12 protein-coding genes are annotated in these 18,419 nt (G+C 67.4%); 6 read left to right on the top strand and 6 right to left on the bottom strand.

All coding sequences use genetic code 11. The annotated features are described in order from the left end of the window. Window positions 1-298 precede the first annotated feature (298 nt). The 5 genes from ACQPZZ_RS16160 to ACQPZZ_RS16180 all read left to right on the top strand — a co-directional run bounded on the left by ACQPZZ_RS16160 (window position 299) and on the right by ACQPZZ_RS16180 (window position 5,757). Window positions 299-1,657 (top strand): glycosyl hydrolase, encoded by a 1,359-nt coding sequence (locus ACQPZZ_RS16160; protein ID WP_432934415.1) that lies wholly within the window; start codon window positions 299-301, stop codon window positions 1,655-1,657. Between the two features lie 539 nt (window positions 1,658-2,196). After that, window positions 2,197-3,492 (top strand): cellulose binding domain-containing protein, encoded by a 1,296-nt coding sequence (locus ACQPZZ_RS16165; protein WP_432932870.1) that lies wholly within the window; start codon window positions 2,197-2,199, stop codon window positions 3,490-3,492. A gap of 28 nt (window positions 3,493-3,520) precedes the next feature. Continuing rightward, on the top strand, window positions 3,521-3,802 hold the full coding sequence (locus tag ACQPZZ_RS16170) for an SAM-dependent methyltransferase (protein ID WP_432932872.1): 282 nt from the start codon (window positions 3,521-3,523) through the stop codon (window positions 3,800-3,802). Continuing rightward, window positions 3,744-4,028: an SAM-dependent methyltransferase gene (locus tag ACQPZZ_RS16175; protein WP_432932874.1), complete on the top strand. Its 285-nt coding sequence runs from the start codon at window positions 3,744-3,746 to the stop codon at window positions 4,026-4,028. Before ACQPZZ_RS16170 ends, ACQPZZ_RS16175 begins: the two co-directional genes overlap by 59 nt. A 511-nt stretch (window positions 4,029-4,539) precedes the next feature. Then, the gene (locus tag ACQPZZ_RS16180; protein ID WP_432932876.1) at window positions 4,540-5,757 is read left to right on the top strand and encodes an ROK family transcriptional regulator; all 1,218 of its coding nucleotides are present in this window, start codon (window positions 4,540-4,542) and stop codon (window positions 5,755-5,757) included. A gap of 184 nt (window positions 5,758-5,941) precedes the next feature. On the opposite strand, the gene ACQPZZ_RS16185 is transcribed toward ACQPZZ_RS16180, so the two are convergent. The 6 genes from ACQPZZ_RS16185 to ACQPZZ_RS16210 form a co-directional block, all read right to left on the bottom strand. Then, window positions 5,942-7,969: a beta-galactosidase gene (locus tag ACQPZZ_RS16185; RefSeq protein ID WP_432932878.1), complete on the bottom strand. Its 2,028-nt coding sequence runs from the start codon at window positions 7,967-7,969 to the stop codon at window positions 5,942-5,944. 88 nt (window positions 7,970-8,057) lie between these two features. Then, complete coding sequence (locus tag ACQPZZ_RS16190; RefSeq protein WP_432932879.1) at window positions 8,058-9,620, bottom strand: cellulase family glycosylhydrolase; 1,563 nt, start codon at window positions 9,618-9,620, stop codon at window positions 8,058-8,060. 42 nt (window positions 9,621-9,662) lie between these two features. Next, window positions 9,663-10,520 (bottom strand): ABC transporter ATP-binding protein, encoded by an 858-nt coding sequence (locus ACQPZZ_RS16195; RefSeq protein WP_432932881.1) that lies wholly within the window; start codon window positions 10,518-10,520, stop codon window positions 9,663-9,665. Beyond that, window positions 10,517-12,280 carry a dipeptide/oligopeptide/nickel ABC transporter permease/ATP-binding protein gene (locus tag ACQPZZ_RS16200; RefSeq protein ID WP_432932883.1) on the bottom strand — a complete coding sequence of 588 codons (1,764 nt, stop codon included), beginning with the start codon at window positions 12,278-12,280 and terminating at the stop codon, window positions 10,517-10,519. Before ACQPZZ_RS16200 ends, ACQPZZ_RS16195 begins: the two co-directional genes overlap by 4 nt. After that, a complete protein-coding gene (locus tag ACQPZZ_RS16205; RefSeq protein WP_432932885.1) occupies window positions 12,277-13,272 on the bottom strand; it encodes an ABC transporter permease in 996 nt (331 codons plus the stop codon). Before ACQPZZ_RS16205 ends, ACQPZZ_RS16200 begins: the two co-directional genes overlap by 4 nt. Window positions 13,273-13,276: 4 nt before the next feature. Further along, window positions 13,277-14,836 (bottom strand): ABC transporter substrate-binding protein, encoded by a 1,560-nt coding sequence (locus ACQPZZ_RS16210; protein WP_432932887.1) that lies wholly within the window; start codon window positions 14,834-14,836, stop codon window positions 13,277-13,279. Between the two features lie 632 nt (window positions 14,837-15,468). Between ACQPZZ_RS16210 and ACQPZZ_RS16215 the strand changes: the two genes are divergently transcribed. Continuing rightward, complete coding sequence (locus tag ACQPZZ_RS16215) at window positions 15,469-17,916, top strand: glycoside hydrolase family 2 protein (RefSeq protein ID WP_432932889.1); 2,448 nt, start codon at window positions 15,469-15,471, stop codon at window positions 17,914-17,916. Window positions 17,917-18,419: the final 503 nt, after the last annotated feature.

Below are 18,419 nucleotides of genomic sequence, written 5' to 3' on the forward strand. Positions count from 1 at the left end.
GGTGAGTGGTCCGGTATCGACTTTTCGGCTTTCTTTCGGTCTCAGCTGAAATTTTCATCCGTACCTGGAAAGCCGCCCCTCCCCGCTAAGCAGCTGAGCTGAGCGTTCTTGACGTGACCCTCTCAGCGGGTGGCTAGTCGATTGTTGCGACGGGAATTTTAACGTCACAATTTTGGTAATGCCGTGATCACCGCGGGCCCAGCTCTCACCGAGGAGTCTCATGACCACCCCCCCTGTCGAGTTAGCCAGACGGCGGCCTGCGTCACGCCTGGCCGTCACCGTTTCGCTCGTGGCAGCGATGGTCGCCGCAGCTCTCACCGCTCTGGCGTCTCCAGCCGCGGCGGCGCCGACGCCGCTGGTCGGCGTCGGCTCCAACCGCTGCCTGGACGTCACCGACAACAGCAACACCAACGGCGCCCTCCTGGAGATCTGGGACTGCAACGGGCAGGCCAACCAGGCGTTCGAGTTCACCTCCGCGGGTGAGTTGCGCGTTTTCAACGGCACTCGCTGCGTGGACGCGTACGCCGGCGGCACCGCCCCGGGCACCAAGGTGGAGATCTGGGACTGCAACGGCGGCGCCAACCAGAAGTGGCGCCTCAACTCCGACGGCAGCATCACCGGAGTCCAGTCCGGGCTGTGCCTCGACGTCTACAACCAGGGCACCGCGAACGGCACCGCCGTGAACCTGTGGAACTGCAACGGCCAGGCCAACCAGCGATGGACGCAGGGGGGCGGCAACCCGAACCCCTCGCCCACCCCGACCGGCGGCCAGACCTGCAACGCGTCGCCCGTCGACCCCCAGGCCACCGCTGCGGCCCGCCGCCTGCTCTGCTACCTGTACAGCCAGTACGGCAACCACATCATCTCGGGTCAGCAGGAGACGAACGGCAGCGAGAACGAGTTCAACTTCATCTACAACAACACGGGCAAGGTCCCGGCGATCCGCGGGATGGACATGTGCGACCGCCCGGGCTCCATCAACCGGGCCGCCGCCTGGTGGAACGCGGGGGGCATCCCGCTGTTCCGGTGGCACGTGGGTGCCCCCGCGACCAGTCGGTGCAACTACGGCGGCACGGCCTCCATCACGAGAACCCTGACTCCCGGTACAGCTGAGTACAACTCCTACATCGGTGAGCTCAACGAGGCCGCCGGCGCGCTGCTCCAGCTGCAGTCCCAGAACGTCGCCGTGCTGTGGGCGCCGTACCACGAGGCCGGCGGTACGTGGTTCTGGTGGAGCAAGGAGGGCGGCGCGCAGTACCAGCGCCTGTACAAGTTCCAGTTCGACTACTTCACCAAGACCAAGGGCGTGCACAACCTGGTGTGGCTCATGCCGTACAACGGCTCCCCGGACGCCTCGTTCTATCCGGGCAGGGCGTACGTCGACGTGGGCGGCGCGGACACCTACGTGAACGACCGCGGGCCGCTGACGTCGATGTTCAACACCACCAGGAACATCGTGGGAACCACCATTCCGATCGCCCTGCACGAGAACGGCGCCATCCCCGACCCGGCCCAGCTCCAGTCCACCGGCACCCGCTGGGTGCTGTTCAATACCTGGAACAGCAACTGGATCACCGGCCAGGACGCCAACTACCTCAGGACGGTCTACAACAGCGGCTACGTCGTAACCCGCGACGAAGTACCGAACCTGAGGTGACGACCGCCCGGCGCGACCCGGCATCCGCTGTCCCTGTCCTCAAGCGCCGGGGTATGTGACCTGCCCGAAATGCTCCAGCTCCGGCGACCCGGAGTCGGTGATCACGCCCGGCGGCGGCATCGCAGCCCGCACCTAGCTCTCGGCGTCGTGCTGGCGCCTGACAGTGGCACGGCACCGAGGGTTCGGGGGTTCTTCCAGACCATCCCTCCCCTGAGCGGAGGAACCATGAAAAGGATCTCGGCGGCGCCGGTCCTGGTGCCGCCGGGACCCTCACCGTCGGGATCGGCGTCTTTCGGGATCACGGCACCGCCGGCCAGTCCGACGTCGTCAACGACAGCCTCTCGATCGCCTGCAACTGACCTGCCGGTCCGCCGTGTTCACGGGACCGGTACCCCCGTGTAGCGCGGACGCGGTCGGCAGGCTCGACACCTCTGCGACCGGCTCCGCCGCGGACGGGCCGGAGCGCAGCCACGCCACTGCTGTCGTCTCAGGGAGAGCCTGACCCATCTCCTTCGCCGATACCTTAGGGAGGTACCTCCGTGCCACAAAACGACGACAAGCCCACCAGGGCGCCGGGTTCCGGAACCGGCCGGCCGGAGCCCGGCTCCTCGGGACGGTTATGGTGGCGGGCCGCGGCCGCGGTCGTGGCCGTCCTGGGAATGCTCGCGGCCGGGGTCGCGACTCGCCCGGCGTCGGCTGCGGACAGTGCGTACCAGCGTGGGCCGGACCCGACTCTGGCCAGCGTCTCGGCCACGAGGGGAACCTTCGCCACCGCGGAGGTCAGCGTGCCGCCGGGCAACGGCTTCAACGGTGGGACGATCTACTTCCCGACGGACACAAGCCAGGGAACGTTCGGCGCGGTGGGAATCATGCCCGGCTACACCGCCCGGTTCGCCGTCGAAGAAGCCTGGATGGGGCACTGGCTGGCATCCTTCGGCTTCGTCGTGATCGGTGTCGAGACCAACAGCCCCAACGACTGGGACACGGCGCGGGCGACCCAGTTGCTCGCCGCGCTGGACTACCTCACCCAGAAGAGCTCGGTGCGCACCAGGGTCGACGCCAACCGCCTGTCGGTGATCGGCCACTCCATGGGCGGCGGCGGAGCCCTCGGCGCGGCGGTCCAGCGTCCGTCGCTGAAGGCCGCGGTCGGGCTGATGCCGTTCATGCCGTCGGGGAATCTGACCAACGACCGGGTGCCGACGATGCTCATCTCCGGCCAGAACGACGGGACCGTCACCCCGTCCTCCGTCGTCAACCTGTACAACACGCTGCCGTCCACGACGGAGAGCGCCTACCTGGAGCTCAGCGGGGCCGGTCACGGCTTCCCGACCCAGCCGAACACGCTCGAGATGCGGATCCTCATCCCCTGGCTGAAGACCTTCGTCGACGACGACACCCGCTACACCCAGTTCCTGTGCCCGTCGTTGAAGGACTCCACCGGCATCAGGACCTACCGCAACACCTGTCCGCTCGTCCCATCCGGCGGGCCGACGAGCTCGCCCACCCCGTCGCCATCGAGCTCGCCGTCGCCGGTGCCCGGTGGGCCCTGCCTTACGAGCTACCGTACGGTCAACTCGTGGCCGGGTGGTTTCCAGGGCGAGGTCACCGTGACGGCGGGCGCCTCGGCCGTCAACGGGTGGACGGTCACGTGGACCCTGAGCAGCGGCCAGAGCATCAGCCAGGTGTGGAACGGCACGCTGAGCACCAGCGGCTCGGCCGTATCGGTGAGCAACGTCTCCTACAACGGCTCCCTCCAGCCGTCCACCTCCACCACCTTCGGCTTCATCGCCGCGGGCACACCCTCAACCGCCGCCCTCACCTGCACCAGCCCATAGACACCAACGCAGGAGGCTCCTGACGGGCATGCGGGGGCATCTCGCAAGGAGGCCGACCACACCTGCCCGACCACCGAGGGCCGCTCGTCCAGGGACTGCCCGCCATGAGCGGGCGAGGACGGGCGGCCCTCGACAAGACGGTCCCGCGATCAGGGGAGCGACCCAGATCGAGACGGGCCGGAGGATACGGTGCGCGCCAGCACAGCCCGCTACGCGGATCAACGCCGCGGTGGCGCACCAGGCCCGGGTGTATGACTATCTGCCGGGAGGCAAGGACAACTTCGCGACCGACCGCGAAGCGCCCGAGTAACTGCTCCGGCGGTCGCCCGGCACGCGTGAGGTGTGCGCGCCGACCGTGCCTTCCTACGACTGTGCGCCATCTCGCTAAGTCGGGTAGGTCCCACTTCCTGGACATCGGCACGGGTATCCCCACCCAGAGCAACCTTCACGAGATCGCGCAGGAGGTCGACCCCGACGCGCGGGTGGTCTATGTGGACAAGGACCCGATCATCTTGGCCCACGGCCGGCTCTGCTGACCGGGACGGTGATGACGACGGTGATCGAGGCCGACCTGCGGCAGCCGGAGGCGCTCTTTTCCCACACCGAGGTCCGGGCCGGTTATGAGGATGCTGCTGCTGGAGATCCTCACCGGCCGCCGGGCGAGCGTGATCATGTGCTGTGCCCTTCGACTGCCTGTCGCCCCCTGCCGAGCAGGCGAGCAGGTCGCCCGGGTTCTTGATGCGGCGCGCCAACGCCGGCGGTACCGACCCTTCTCCCTCGTCTCCTACACCGAGGTACTGGCCACCCATCGGGGGCGACCTCAGGTCAGGTGTCCAGAGAACGGGGGAAGCTCGATCTCTGACATGCTCTCGCATCGATCCCAGGGCGGGTCGCCACCGTCGGCAGCGCAGCCGTATACGACAACTGCACAGGACGATGGGAGGATAGTTCATTGGTTGATCAATGAACGGTTATCGCTGAATCACATGAGACACGTCCCCACCAACATCACAACCTGTGGTCGGTCGGTGGCTTCAAGGAGGCCTAATGGCAACCAGCCCCATCGGGGCCGGGAGGCCGAAAACCCGCGGCATGGTGCTCAACAGTATCCGGAAGGCACGCACCATCAGCCGGGTTGAGCTCGCCGCCAATACCGGAGTCACGGCGGCGACCATCACCCAGGTCGTCCGTGAGCTCATGGACCTAGGGCTGGTCCTCGAGGTCGGGCGCGGCGCATCGACCGGTGGTAAGCCTCCGACGCTGCTGCAGCTCAATCCGCATGCGCGGTACGCCGTTGGCATCTTGTTCGAACGCAACATCTGCGTCATCGTCATCGTCGATCTGACGGGTCGGCAGGTGGCGAGGACCTCGTTTCCCGGTACGGCGTTGCTGCCTCCCGAGCAAGCCCTCTCTCTGGTGGCCTCGCGAGTGGACGCCCTGCTCGACGCGGCCGGAGTCGACCGAGGCAAGGTGCTCGGAGTGGGGCTGGCGACCTACGGGCCCCAAGACCGGGAAGCGGGCGTGCTGCTCACTCATCAGCCGACCGCGGAATGGTTCGGATACCCGGTCGCGCCGCGCCTGTCCGAGATCCTGGGCCAGCCAGTACTGCTTGACAACGACGCGGCGGCCGCGGCGATGGGAGAGCACTGGCTGGGCGCGGTGGAGCAGGACACCTTCGGGTGCATCTACATGGCCAGCGGACTCGGCGGCGGCGTGGTCGTCGACGGCGAGGTGTATCGCGGCATCTCCTCCAACGGAGTCGAAATAGGCCACATCACCATCGACATCAACGGAGAACCCTGCGCTTGCGGCAACTACGGCTGCCTTGGGAACTACGCGGAGCCCACTGCCGTGATCAGGCAGGCAATGGAAGAGTCAAGCCTCGGCCGGCAACTGGAGCTCAGTCCTGCCGCCACAGACGTCGTGACCGGTTTCGCACGAATCGCGACCGCCGCCATCGCTGGAGACCCGACGGCACGCGACCTCATCGAGCGCTCCGCCCGCCACCTTGGCACCGCCGCCGTCACTATGACCAGCCTGTTCGACCTTGATCTGATCGTGCTCGCCGGCCCCAGTTTCGCCACGGCCGGACCCATATACCAGTCAGTGATCGAAGAAGAGGTACAACGGCGCACCTTCGCCCGGCGGGCGCACCCGGTGCGGGTGGTCACCTCGGTCAGCGGATCGGACGCGGCCGCGATCGGCGGAGCCGTACTCGTCCTGCAAAGCGAGCTTGCCTCCCTGCAACTGGACGCACGGGCCTGACATAGAAGGCGTCGCTCTCCGGCTTGCTCGGCGGCGGATCATCGACCGCCACCTGCGCGCGTTCCTGAGTGGAGGCAGGCCACAGAAAGTGGCGGCGCTGATGGAGTCCCTGACGTGCTGTATGCGCCGGCGTCACCGGCTTCCCATCGACAACCCCTTCGGAGCGTGACCGGATAGCAATGGTTCACCGAGTCCTTTGAAGGACCGCGGCGCCGAGGGGGACCAACGTGATCTCCCCGGCGGCCGGAGCGGCTGTGAGAACGTCGGTTCCCGGGCGGTTCAGGGGAACGGTGACGGCCATGTCGGGACTGTGGTTGAGCAGGAAGAGATACGCGTTCCGCTCGTCTTCGCGTACCGTGCACTCGACGTGGGCGGGGACGCCGGGGAAGGGGTCCCTCACGCCGGCGCTCCGGACAGCGTCCAGAAGTACGGCGTCGAAGGCGGCGTCCTCCAGGAGGGTCGCGAGGTAGACGACCCGTCCGGAGCCGTGGGCGTTCGTGACGACCGCGGCGTGCCCCGCCAGCAGCCCGTCAGCGTACGTCGCCAGCGCGGTGCCGGTTTCGAGATGGATGTCCTCACGCCACCAGCTCGCGGTGGCGGTGCGCCCGTCGGCGAACTGGACCGTGAACCGCTCGCCAGGACGCGCCGGCCAGTATTCGTCGATCTTCGCTCCGATCAGATGGCGGAAGGCCCCCGGATAGCCGTTGGGGCGGACACGGTCGCACTCGTCGACGACACCTGAGAAGAAGGACATCACAACCGTGCCGCCAGTACGGGCGAACTCGGTGACGGCCGCCACGCCCTCGTCGCCGATCAGGTACGCATTGGGGACGATCAGGACCTTGTACCGTGTCAGGTCGCTCTTGGGCGACACGACATCGACCGTGTGGTGATGCTCCCACAGCGGCCGGTGGTGGCGCAGCACGGTATCGCAATAGTCGAAGTCGTTGCGGGGCAGCCGTCCGGTGTCCTCCAGCCCCCACCGGCCGTCCCAGTCGAACAGCATCGCGACGTCGGCGCGCCGCATGGTGGTGCCCGCCACGGGGGAGAGGAGTTTCAGCTCGCGTCCGAGGTCGGCGACCTCCCGGAAGGTCCGCGAGTCCGGCCCGGAGTGGGGAACCATCGCGGAGTGGAACCGCTCCTGCCCGCCGCGGGCGGCCCGCCATTGGAAGAACATCACCGAGTCGGATCCGCGGGCCAGTGCCTGCAGCGAGCCGAGCCGCATCCGCCCAGGCTCCTTGACCAGGTTGAGGTCTCTCCAATTGACGGCGCTCGCGGCCTGCTCCATGACCATCCACGGCTGGCCGTCTTTGAGCGAGCGGAACATGTCGTAGTGGAAGGCGGCCGATATGTGCGAACCGGGGTCGCCGGGGTCGGGGTAGATGTCGAGGGTGGCGACGTCCTGCTCAGGTGCCCACTTCCAGTAGTCGGCGTGCGGGTAAAGGGGCATCAGGTTGGTCATGACGGGGATGTCGTCGCGGAAGGAGCGGAGAATGTGACGCTCGGCGAGGTAGCACTCGAGCAGGGAGTCGGAGGTGAAGCGCCGGAAGTCGAGGCGGCGGGCGGGGTTCATCCAGACGCCCATGACGTTGGACACCTCGATCTGCTCCCAGTCGGTGTAGACCTGGCCCCAGAAGCGGGTGGTCCAGGCGTCGTTGAGGGTGTCGAGGTCGCCGTACCTGCGCTGGAGCCAGCGGCGGAAGCCGTCGGCGGCGGCATCGCTGTACGAGGTGGGGCCGTACTCGTTGTTGATGTGCCACATCGCCAGCGCCGGGTGGAAGGAGTAGCGCTCGGCGAGCCGGGTGACGATGTTCGCGGCGTACTCGCGGTAGACAGGGGAGGAGTGGTCGAAGTGCTGGCGACTGCCCAGACCGAGAGGCCGGCCGTCCTCCATGATGGGGAACACGTCCGGGTGCAGTTGGGTGAGCCAGGCGGGCGGCGCGGCGGTGGGGGTGGCCAGGTTGACGCTGACGCCGCCCTCGTGCAGGAGGTCCATGACTTCGTCGAGCCAGTCGAACTCGTACTTTCCGGGCTCCGGTTCGATCGAAACCCAGGCAAAGATCCCAAGTGAGACCAGGTTCACCCCGGCTTCACGCATGAGCCGGACGTCCTCTCGCCAGGTGGCACGGTCCCACTGCTCCGGGTTGTAGTCGCCTCCGTAGGCCAGGCCGCCCAGGCGGCTCCTGAAGGCGTGCATACGAGGGTTGGTCATGTGACGCTCCTTGGCGAGCCGTTACGGGCCCAGCCACCGCGGTCCGGTGGCTGGGCCCGGCACTGTCACCTGCGGTCAGGACAGGTGATCATGCGTACGGGTTCTGGGTGAGCAGGTGCGCCCTGTAGCCCTCGCCGATGCCGGGCTCGGGGGTGCCGGCGTAGTCCTTGATGAGCACGGCGCCCGTGCTGCAGCCCCACGGGCTCCAGGTCCAGGCGAGGTACGACACGCCGTTCTTGTCGGCCCACTTCGTGAGCTGGTCCATGTAGTCGTAGCCGCAGTTGTCCGCGCCGAACTCGCCGGTCACCACGGGGACCTTGGCGGCGAGCGGAGCGATCTGGCTGTCCCAGCAGGACGCCGTGGCGCAGGCGTTGAAGCTGTAGGAGTGCCAGGATGCGGCGATGTTGTTCAGCGGGTCGTTCGGCTTGTACGCCAGCCACTCCCGCATGTCGTTGGCCCACTCCAGGCCGCCCACCATGAGGACGTTGGTCGCGCCGGTCGCCCGGACCGCGTCGACGAGGTCCTGCATGCCGGCCACCTCATAGGGAATGCCGGTGCAGGTGCCGCCGTCTCGCAGGCACTGCCAGCCCAAGGTCTTGTTCCAGTCGCTGCCGACCTCCGGGTACGGCTCGTTGAACAGATCGAAGACCACCGCGTTGTCGCCCTTGAAGGTCTTCGCGACGCCGGTCCAGAACTGGGGAGCGTACTGCGCGTCCGGCATCGGCTTCTGGCACGTCGCGGTGGCGTCCTTGCAGTGCCAGTCCGGTCCGTTGCTGTAGGCGCCCGAGGTCCAGTGCAGGTCGAGGATCGGCGTGATGCCGTTGGCGACCAGCAGGTCCGCGTACTTCTTGACCTCCTGCTGGTAGGCGGTGCCGCTGGGCGAGCCGTTGAGGCCGAGCCAGCACTCCTCGTTGAGCGGGATGCGGACGGCGTGGATGTTCCAGCTCTTCATCGCGTCGACCGACGCCTGGTCCACCGGGCCGGAGTCCCACATCCCCTTGCCCTGGACGCAGGCGAACTCGCCGCTGGAACGGGAGACGCCCAGCAGCCGGTACGGCTTGCCGTCCGCAGTGACGATCTTGTTGCCGGAGACGTGCAGTTGCGGCGCGGGGCCACCGGGATCAGGGCTCGGACTCGCGCTGGGGCTCGAGCTGGGACTTGCGCTGGGGCTCGAGCTGGGACTTGCGCTGGGGCTCGAGCTGGGACTTGCGCTGGGACTTGAGCTGGGGCTGGGGCTGGGGGACTGGCCGATGCAGGCGACACCATTGACCTTGAACGCGGTGGGAACCGGGTTGCTCCCGCTCCACTTGCCGATGAAGCCGATCGACACCGAGGCGCCGGTGGCCACCTTGGCGTTCCAGCTCAAGCTCTTGGCGGTGACGTGGGCGCCGGACTGCGACCAGTCGGCGCTCCAGCCATTGTTCACACCCTGACCGGCATTGGGGAAATCGAACTCCAGCGTCCAACTGGTCAGCGGGTCGCCCAGATTGGTGATCGAGGCGTCACCCTGGAAGCCGCCCGACCACTCACCTGTGACCTTGTATTTCACTGAGCAGCCGCTGGCGGCGGCTGAGGCCGGTGCATTCACGAGCGCGGCGCCCGCGGCCACGAGGCCGACGGCCGCCGTCACTAACGCGACGCGATGTTTCATGGATCTCCTCTTTCTACCTTGTGGATCCGGAGATCTGCCGCCTCACGACTGGATCCGATGGTCGTAGGCGGGGGCCTCGCCGGCGGCCACGACAGCCGCCGCATCGATGTCGAAAGAACGGCCACGCGCCTCCGGATTGGGCGAGGCGGCGGCGAGGAGCTGGGTGTAGGGGTGCCGCGGGTCGAGGATGACCTCGTCCGCCGGGCCGCGCTCCACAACCCGGCCCCGGTAGAGCACGAGGATGTCGTCGGAGAAGTGCCGTGCGGTGGCCAGGTCGTGTGTGATGTAGAGGACGGCCAGGTTCTCCTCGCGTTGCAGGCGCGCCAGCAGGTTCAGCACGCCCAGCCGGATGGAGACGTCCAGCATGGACACGGGCTCGTCGGCCACGATCACCTTCGCCCCCGGCGCGAGCGCGCGAGCGATGGCGACTCGCTGCCGCTGGCCGCCGGACAGCTCGTGTGGGCGGCGGTGGGCGATGTCGCGCGCGGGCAGGTTGACCCGTTCCAGCAGGTCGGCGGCTTTCTTCCGGGCATCGGCACCGGTACGGGCCTGCCTGTGCAGCAGCAGCGGGCGGGTCAGATGGTGCTCGACAGTGTGGAAGGGGTTCAGTGAGGAGAACGGATCTTGAAAAACCATCTGCACGTGGTCGCGATACGCTCGGTCGGGCACCCGGCCGCCGTGCTCGTCCTTCAGGACGACCTGTCCGGCGGTGGGCCGTTCCAGCCGGGCGATGATCCTGGCGATCGTGGACTTGCCCGAACCCGACTCGCCGACCAGGGCGACCGTACGGCCGGGTGTGAGCGTGAACGAGACGTGGTCCACGGCCCGCAGCCGCCGTCCGCGCAGGCCATCTCGGATGCGGAAGTCCTTGACGAGATCCTTCACGTCGAGCGTCGTCACCGTGTACCTCCGGTGGCCTCACCGGTGCGGACGAACGCGCCGTGCTCACCCGTGAGGCTGGGAAACGATTCGAGCAGGCGCCGGGTGTAGGGATGGCGGGGTCCGGCGAGGATTTCCTCGGTCGCGGCGCACTCGACGATCTCCCCGCCCCGCATCACGGCGATGCGGTCGCTCACCTCAAGTAGGAGGGGCAGGTCGTGGGTGATGAGCACGATCCCGAACCCCAGCTCGTCGCGCAGACGCAGGATCTCGCGGAGGATGCCCCGTTGCACCACCACGTCCAGGGCGCTGGTCGGCTCGTCCATGATCATGACCTGGGGGTCGAGCAGCATGGCCATCGCGATCATGACGCGCTGTCGCATGCCTCCGGACAGCTCGTGCGGGTAGGAGCGCAGCCGTGCCGGGTCCACGCCTACCAGCTCCAGCGCCTTGGCACAGCGCGCCCGGCGATCGCTCCGCGGCAGTTGGGGGCGGTGCGTGGTGAGTACGTCCTCCAGTTGCGCCCGGATCGTCATGACAGGGTTCAGCGAGTTCATCGCTCCCTGGAACACCACCGACAGCTGGGACCACCGGAAGGCCCGCAGCTCGCCGGGCGGCAGGGCGAGCACGTCCACGTCCCCGCCGTCTCGGTTGTGAAAGGTGACCGATCCGGCGGTGACTTCCGCCGGCGGCCGGTGCAGGCGGTTGATCGCGTACGCGAGCGTCGTCTTCCCGCTGCCCGACTCGCCCGCCAGGCCCAGAATCTCGCCCCGCCGTACGTCCAGCGACACGTCCTTGACCGCCCGCACCGTGTTCCCGTAGGCCACCGAAAGGTTCCGCACGCTCACCACGGTGTCGTGCGAGGGCCGCTCCACCGGCGCCGGGTCGCGCCGCCGGTGCGGGATCCGGCGCGGTACGGCGCGCAGCTTGGGGTTGATGATCTCGTCGATGCTGAAGTTGACCAGTGCGAGGCCGCATCCGAACAGTGCGATGATCAGGCCCGGCGGCGCGAACCACCACCACGCGCCGCGTTGCAGCGCGAAGCCGTTCTGGGCGTAGTAGAGCATCGTGCCGAGGGTGGAGGAATTCGAGGCGCCAAGCCCGAGGAACGACAGGCCCGCCTCCGACAGGATCGCCGCGATCACCGAGAACACGAACTGGGAGGCCAGCAGCGGCAGGAGGTTCGGCAGGACCTCGACGGTGATGATCCGCCATGCCGGCTCCCCTGCCACGCGGGCGGCCAGGACGTACTCCCGGTTGCGCAGCGTCAGCGTCTGCGCGCGAAGCACCCGGGCCGACCCGGCCCAGCCGGTGATCGCGAGCACCACCGCGATGGTCCACGCCCCCCGCTGCTCGGGTGGTACGAACGCGGAGATGACGATGACCAGCGGGAGACCGGGGATCACCAGCATCACGTTGGAGAACAGCGAGAACGCCTCGTCCACCGCGCCGCCGACATAGCTGCCCACGATGCCGAACAGCGCCGACAGGACCGTGGCCAGCACGCCGACGAGCACGCCGATGTAGAGCGATCCCCTGGTCGCGTACGCGATCTGGGCCAGCACGTCCTGGCCCATCTGCGTGGTGCCGAGGACGTGGCCTTCGCCGGGCGAAGTCAGTCCGATGTCGTTGATCGCGTCCGGATCGCCGGCGAAGAGCGGGCCGGCGACGCCGAACAAGGTGATCGCGGCGATCAGAGCGAGCCCGGTGACCAGCTTGGGCGACAACCGGGGCAGCACGGCGCGCCGGGGCGCCGGGGAATTCGGACCGAGATCGGTCATGCGTTCGCTCCCGCGCGGGTTCGGGGGTCGATGACGCTGTAGAGCAGGTCGACCACAAGGTTGGCTCCGAGCACCGCCACGGTCGTGACCAGGAAGATGCCCTGCATGAGCGCGTAGTCGTTGTTCTGCACGGCCTCCAGCAGCTTGGAGCCGATGCCGGGGTAGGAGAACACCTGTTCGGTGACGATGGAGCCGGCCACCACGAATCCGAGGGAGATGGCGAACCCGGCAATCGACGGCAGTGCCGCGTTGCGGGCGGCGTACCAGATCATCACGCGCCTGTTCGGCAGCCCCTTCGCGGTGGCGGTGAGCACATAGTCCTCGGACAACGTGGACACCATCATGTTGCGCATTCCCAGCAGCCAGCCGCCCACCGAAGAGATCACGATCGTCAGCGCGGGCAGGATGCCGTGGTGGACGGCCGAGCCGAGGAAGTCGAGGTTCCACCCGGGGGTGAAGTCGACGTCGTAGCCGCCGATGAGCGGGAACCAGCCCAGCGCGGACCCGAAAACGGCGACGAGGACGAGCGCCAGCCAGAAGTAGGGCACCGCCGCCAGCACCGTGGTCGCGGGCACCAGCGAGTCGAGCCAGGTGCCCCGCCGCCATCCCACCACCGTTCCCAGCCCGACGCCGACCAGGACCGACAGCACCGTCGCGATGCCCACCAGCACGACCGTCCAGGGCAGGGAGGTCGCGATGACCTCCGAGACGGGCACCGGGTAGGCACTGACCGAGATTCCGAAGTCGCCGTGCAGCATGTTGCCGAGATAGGACAGATACTGCTTGGCCAACGGCTCGCCCGTGTCGGTGCCGAGCAGCAGTTCGTAGGCTCTGCGAGCCTCGGGGTTCACCGAGCCGCCCCGCTGTTGCAGCTTCGCCATCAGGATGCTCACGGGGTCGCCCGGCATCATCCGGGGGATGAAGAAGTTCAGTGTGACCGCCGCCCACAAGGCGGCCAGGTAGAAACCGAACTTGCGGAGGTAGTACCGCATCGGCTCACTTGCCCGTGGGCCTGAGCCGCAGATAGGTCTCCGAGGCGTCCGGGGCCTGCCAGGCCGCCGGGAAGGCGTACAGGTCCTCCTTTGTCGGCCAGCCGGTGAACTTCCTGGCGTTGTAGATGTTGATCGTCCCCTGGGTGAGCAATGGGATATAGGGCATCGACTGCTCGATGCGGGTCTGGATCGTGTCGAAGTACGGCTGCCGCGCCGCGGTGTCCGACACGTTGATCTTCTTGAGTTCGGCGATGGCCTTGTCCACGTCAGGATCGGAGAAGCGGCTGAAATTCGTCCCGGATGTCTCGCCGACCTTGTCGGTACTGTCGGTGCTGTAGGAGTAGCTGTAGACGTAGAACGGGTCGGCGGCCGGGCCCTGGCCCAACGAGTCGAGCATCAGCTGGAAGTCGCCGCGCCCTCGCGCGCCGGCCCATTCGTTGTACGACAGCTGTTGTGCGGTGACCTTGATGCCGGCCTTCGCCAGTTGCTGACTCAGTGTGTCGGCCGCGGTGATGTAGTCGGTCCATCCGGCGACCGTCTTGAGCGTCAGCTTCACGGGCTTGCCGTCCTTGGCGTAGATCCCGTCGGCGCCCTTCGTGTAGCCCGCGCTCTCGAGGATCTGCTGCGCCTTCGCCGCGTCCGGCTGCATCGGCGCGACCTTGTTCTGCAGCCGGCCGGAGATGACCGCCTGGTCCCGCTGCAGCAGGGCCATGCTCGGCGAGATCTCGGTGCTGGTGTTCTCGAAGGCCAGCGCGTTCAACTGGGTCCGGTTGACGGCATAGTAGATCGCCTGGCGGACGGCGGGGTCGGTCTGCGGGCCCTTACACCCCAGGTCGGCATTGGCGCAGGTGTCCAGCACCATCTGGTTGATCGGGGTGATGATCAACTTGTACCCGGGGTAGCTCTGTTCCACGTTCGCGATGTCCGGCACCGGTCCGGTCTGCCAATCGATCTGGCCCGCCTTGAGGGCGGTGGCGCCGGACTGGTTGCCCGACAGCGAGGGGAAACGGATCTTCTTCACGGCAGGTTCGCCGCCCCAGTAGCCGGGGTTCGCCTTCAGCGTTAACGCCTGGGGCTTGAGCTCATCCACCAGATAGGGTCCGGTGCCGACGGGCTCTCGTAGCTGCTCCTTGGTGGGGTCGGGGATGTCCTTCCACTTGTGCTCGGGCACGATCCAGATCCTGCCGAGTATCTGCGGGCCGTCCAGGAAGGACGGCTCGTCGAACTTGATCACCACGTGGGTGTCGTCGGTGGCGGTCGCCTTGCCCCGGTAGCCCGTGCCGTTCAGGGCCTTGTGCTCCGCGATCATTCTCAGCGTGAACACGACATCCTTGGCGGTGAACGGCTGGCCGTCGGACCACTTGACGCCGCTGCGCAGCGTGATCGACAACTCCGTGCCGTCGTCGTTCCAGGAGAAGCTCTCGCCAAGCCGGGGCCTGGGCGCCTCGCTGCGGACGATGTTGTAGAAGAACAACGACTCGAAGAACGTGCCTCCGCCGCCGAGGGCCCCTGGGAGGTAGGGGTTGAAGATGGGCTGGATATCACCTGACCCGCCGGTGTACACGACCAGAGGCTCGGAGGAGGCCGCCGAGCCGCCGGCCCCGGACGTCGCTCCGGCGGCCTGTCCCGGCGAACCTCCTGACGAGGAGCATCCGGTGACGATTAGGAATGCGGCGAGTCCAGCAGCTGCGCGAGTGAACGCGCAGGATGTCTTCACGGACATAGCAGACGGGTCCTCTCGAACGGTGGTGAGCATTCTTAATTCGATGACTTAAGTAAGTCAATGGGTTGTGAAAGTTTCAGGTAGGACGCCATCAGGGCCGCAGGCACGATCAGCCGCGTCGGCCTGGTCATCGCCACCGGCTCCCGCCGGGCCTGCGATCTCGGCGCTGATCCGCCGGCCGCGAGCCGGGGGCGCTGGCCGGTGTGTGCGGCGAGAGAGAAGGCCGTCCGCCGGAGCTCCTGTTGGACGACCGGGAGGTGGGCCGAGCCCGCGACGGCGAAGTCGGCCCGGTCAGTACACGCACTTCGAGGTCGATGATGTCGGCCAGCGAACTCACCGCGCGTCCTGAGCGCGCCTTCTCCCGGATGCCGCCGGCAGCATGCGCTCCCAAAGCGATACTTGACTAACTTCAGTAAGTTACCTAAGAAATACCCCAGATCGCTGTTCCGGGCATCTGAGAGAAGAGGACGCGAATGATCCGCGAGTTGTTGCACGAAGAGTGGCACCTGCGGGCAGCCGGGGAGGCCATCCCGGATGCCGTTGCCGGCCGCGACATCCCGGCGCGGGTGCCAGGCAGCTCGCACCTCGACCTCATGGCGGCAGGCCTCATCCCGGACCCGTACCTGGACCGGAACGAAGCCGAGCTGATATGGATGCACCGCGCCGACTGGAGGTACGCGACGACCTTCCAGGCACCGGCCGCGCGGTCCGGGGAACGGGTGGACCTGGTATTCGACGGCATCGACACGGTCGCGACGGTACGCCTCAACGGCAGGCTTCTCGGCCGCACCGCCAACATGCATCGCGGATATCGCTTCGACGTGGGCGAGACCCTGCGGGACGGCGCAAACGAACTCGAGGTGACGATCCACTCCGCCCTGAACCATGCCGAGCAGGTGGAGGAGAAACTGGGTTCGCGCAAGCGCGCGTACCCACATCCGTACAACGCCATCCGAAAGATGGCCTGCTCATTCGGCTGGGACTGGGGCCCCGACCTGCAGACCGCCGGCATCTGGAAGCCGGTACGGCTGGAGCGCTGGCGCACCGCCCGGCTCTCCCGCGTACGCCCGCTGGTGACCATGGATCCGGACGGCACCGGCCGCGTCGAGGTACATGTGGAACTCGACTATGCCTGCGCCGGCGACTACAGCATCACGGTCAACGTGGGAGACCGCTCCCAGCGGGTGCCCGTATCCGGTGGCGCGGCCACAGTCACCGTGCTGGTACCGCAGGCGCGGTTGTGGTGGCCGGTCGGCTACGGTGACCAGGCGTTGTATGACCTGACGGTCACGCTCCTCCAGGAAGACCGGCCGGTGGACGTTGCGCGGCGCCGCGTCGGCTTCCGCACGATCACTCTTGACACTGGCCCCGACGACATCGGCAGCCCTTTCACCTTCGTCGTGAACGGCAGGCCTGTCTTCGCCAAAGGCGCCAACTGGATTCCCGACGATCACTTCCTCACTCGGGTCGACCGTGAGCGGATTACCCGCAGGGTCGATCAGGCCGTCGCGGCGAACATGAACATGCTGCGCGTCTGGGGTGGCGGCATCTATGAGAGCGACGACTTCTACGACGTCTGCGACGAGCGGGGCGTGCTCGTGTGGCAGGACTTCCCCTTCGCCTGCGCCTTCTACTCCGAGGAGGAGCCGCTGCGGAGCGAGGTCGAGGCCGAGGCGCGCGAGAACGTCACCCGCCTGGTCTCCCATCCCTCACTGGCACTGTGGAACGGCAACAACGAGAACCTGGTCGCCTTCACGGACTGGCCCGGCTGGCGGGACACGCTGCAGGGGCGCACCTGGGGGCTCGGCTACTACACCGAACTGCTGCCGAGAATCGTGGCCGAGCTCGACCCCACCAGACCCTACTCGCCCGGTAGTCCTTACAGCCCCGTCGGCCTGCCGCCGAATGACGAGGACCACGGCACCCGGCACGAATGGGCCGTCTGGAACGAGGTCGACTACTCGCATTACCGCGACCAGATCCCTCGCTTCTGCGCCGAGTTCGGCTTCCAGGGACCGCCCGCTTGGCGCACCCTGACCAGATGGATCCACGACGAGCCGATGACGCCGACCTCCCCGGGGTTCCTGCTTCATCAGAAGGCCGACAATGGCGGCGTCAAGATCGATCGGGGAATGGAGCCGCACCTTCCCGTCCCTGCCTCCTTCGAGGACTGGCACTGGGCGGCACAGCTCAACCAGGCCCGCGCCGTCGCGTTCGGCATCGAACATTTCCGCTCCTGGTGGCCGCGGACCGCCGGGGCTCTGGTGTGGCAGCTCAACGACTGCTGGCCGGTCACATCCTGGGCGGCCGTGGACGGCGACGGACGACCCAAGCCCCTCTATTACGCCCTGAAGCACGCTTTCGCACCCCGGCTGCTCACCGTGCAGCCGAGGGACGGCCGGACCGTTCTGATCGCCGTCAATGACCACGACGAGACCTGGACGGGGACGGTGCTCGCCATCCGGCAGACGTTCGCCGGGAACGTGCTGGCCACCGCCCATCTGGCCCTCGCCGTGCCGCCTCGGTCGGTGGCGTCCGTCGAACTGCCCGAAGACCTGCTCGAACCGGCCGACGCCAAGCGAGAGGTGCTGGTGATGGCCGTCGGCGCCGTCCGCGTCTGTCACCTGTTCGGGGAGGACCGAGACCTGGCGTACGAGCCTGCATCGCTGACCACGACGGTCGAGAGGACGCCCGGCGGCTATCGGGTCGGGGTACAGGCCGTCTCCTTCACCCGCGATATCGCACTGCTGGCCGACAAGGTCGCCGCCGACGCGGTGGTGGACGAGATGCTGGTTTCACTGCCGGCCGGGCAATCACACACATTCTTCGTGCGGACCTCAGCTGTGCTGGACGACCCGTCCGCCCTCGCCGCTCCCGGCGTGTTGTGCAGCGCCAACGAGCTGACGACAGCGGCACCGTGAGCGCGGGCAGCCCTGTTGGCCTGGTGCTCGTAAGGCCGCCGCGCCTGCCGGGTGCGAACCCCTCTTCCTGGAGTTCATCGCGGGCATCGAAGAGCTGCTCGCCGAGCACGATCGGCCCGTGCTGCTGCACGTCGTCACCGATCACGAGGCCGAACCCTGTAGTGGCGATAGCGGACCGTCAGCCCTGGCACCTGCTCGGCAAAGGTCCTCGCGGCGCAATCGTCATCGCCGCGCCGACACCGTCGTACCCGCACATAGAGCACCATCTCCTGGCCGCGCCGCCCGCCCTGTCGCAGCCCGATGGGATCGATCGGCTGTCAGCCGACGCCGAGGCCACCGGCACGCCCTGATCACCCGATAGGGAGCACGTTCACCCGGTCTCATACACAGCTTTTGACGCTTGAAGGTGATGTACGTTTCATCCGTTTCACTGCTCAGTCTGGACACCCGGTCCGGCCGTGACCTCCATGTCTCATCGGACCGCGCTGATCGGACCAGCTCTG

It is taken from the genome of Microbispora sp. CA-135349 (genome assembly GCF_050947365.1).
Taxonomy (GTDB): domain Bacteria; phylum Actinomycetota; class Actinomycetes; order Streptosporangiales; family Streptosporangiaceae; genus Microbispora.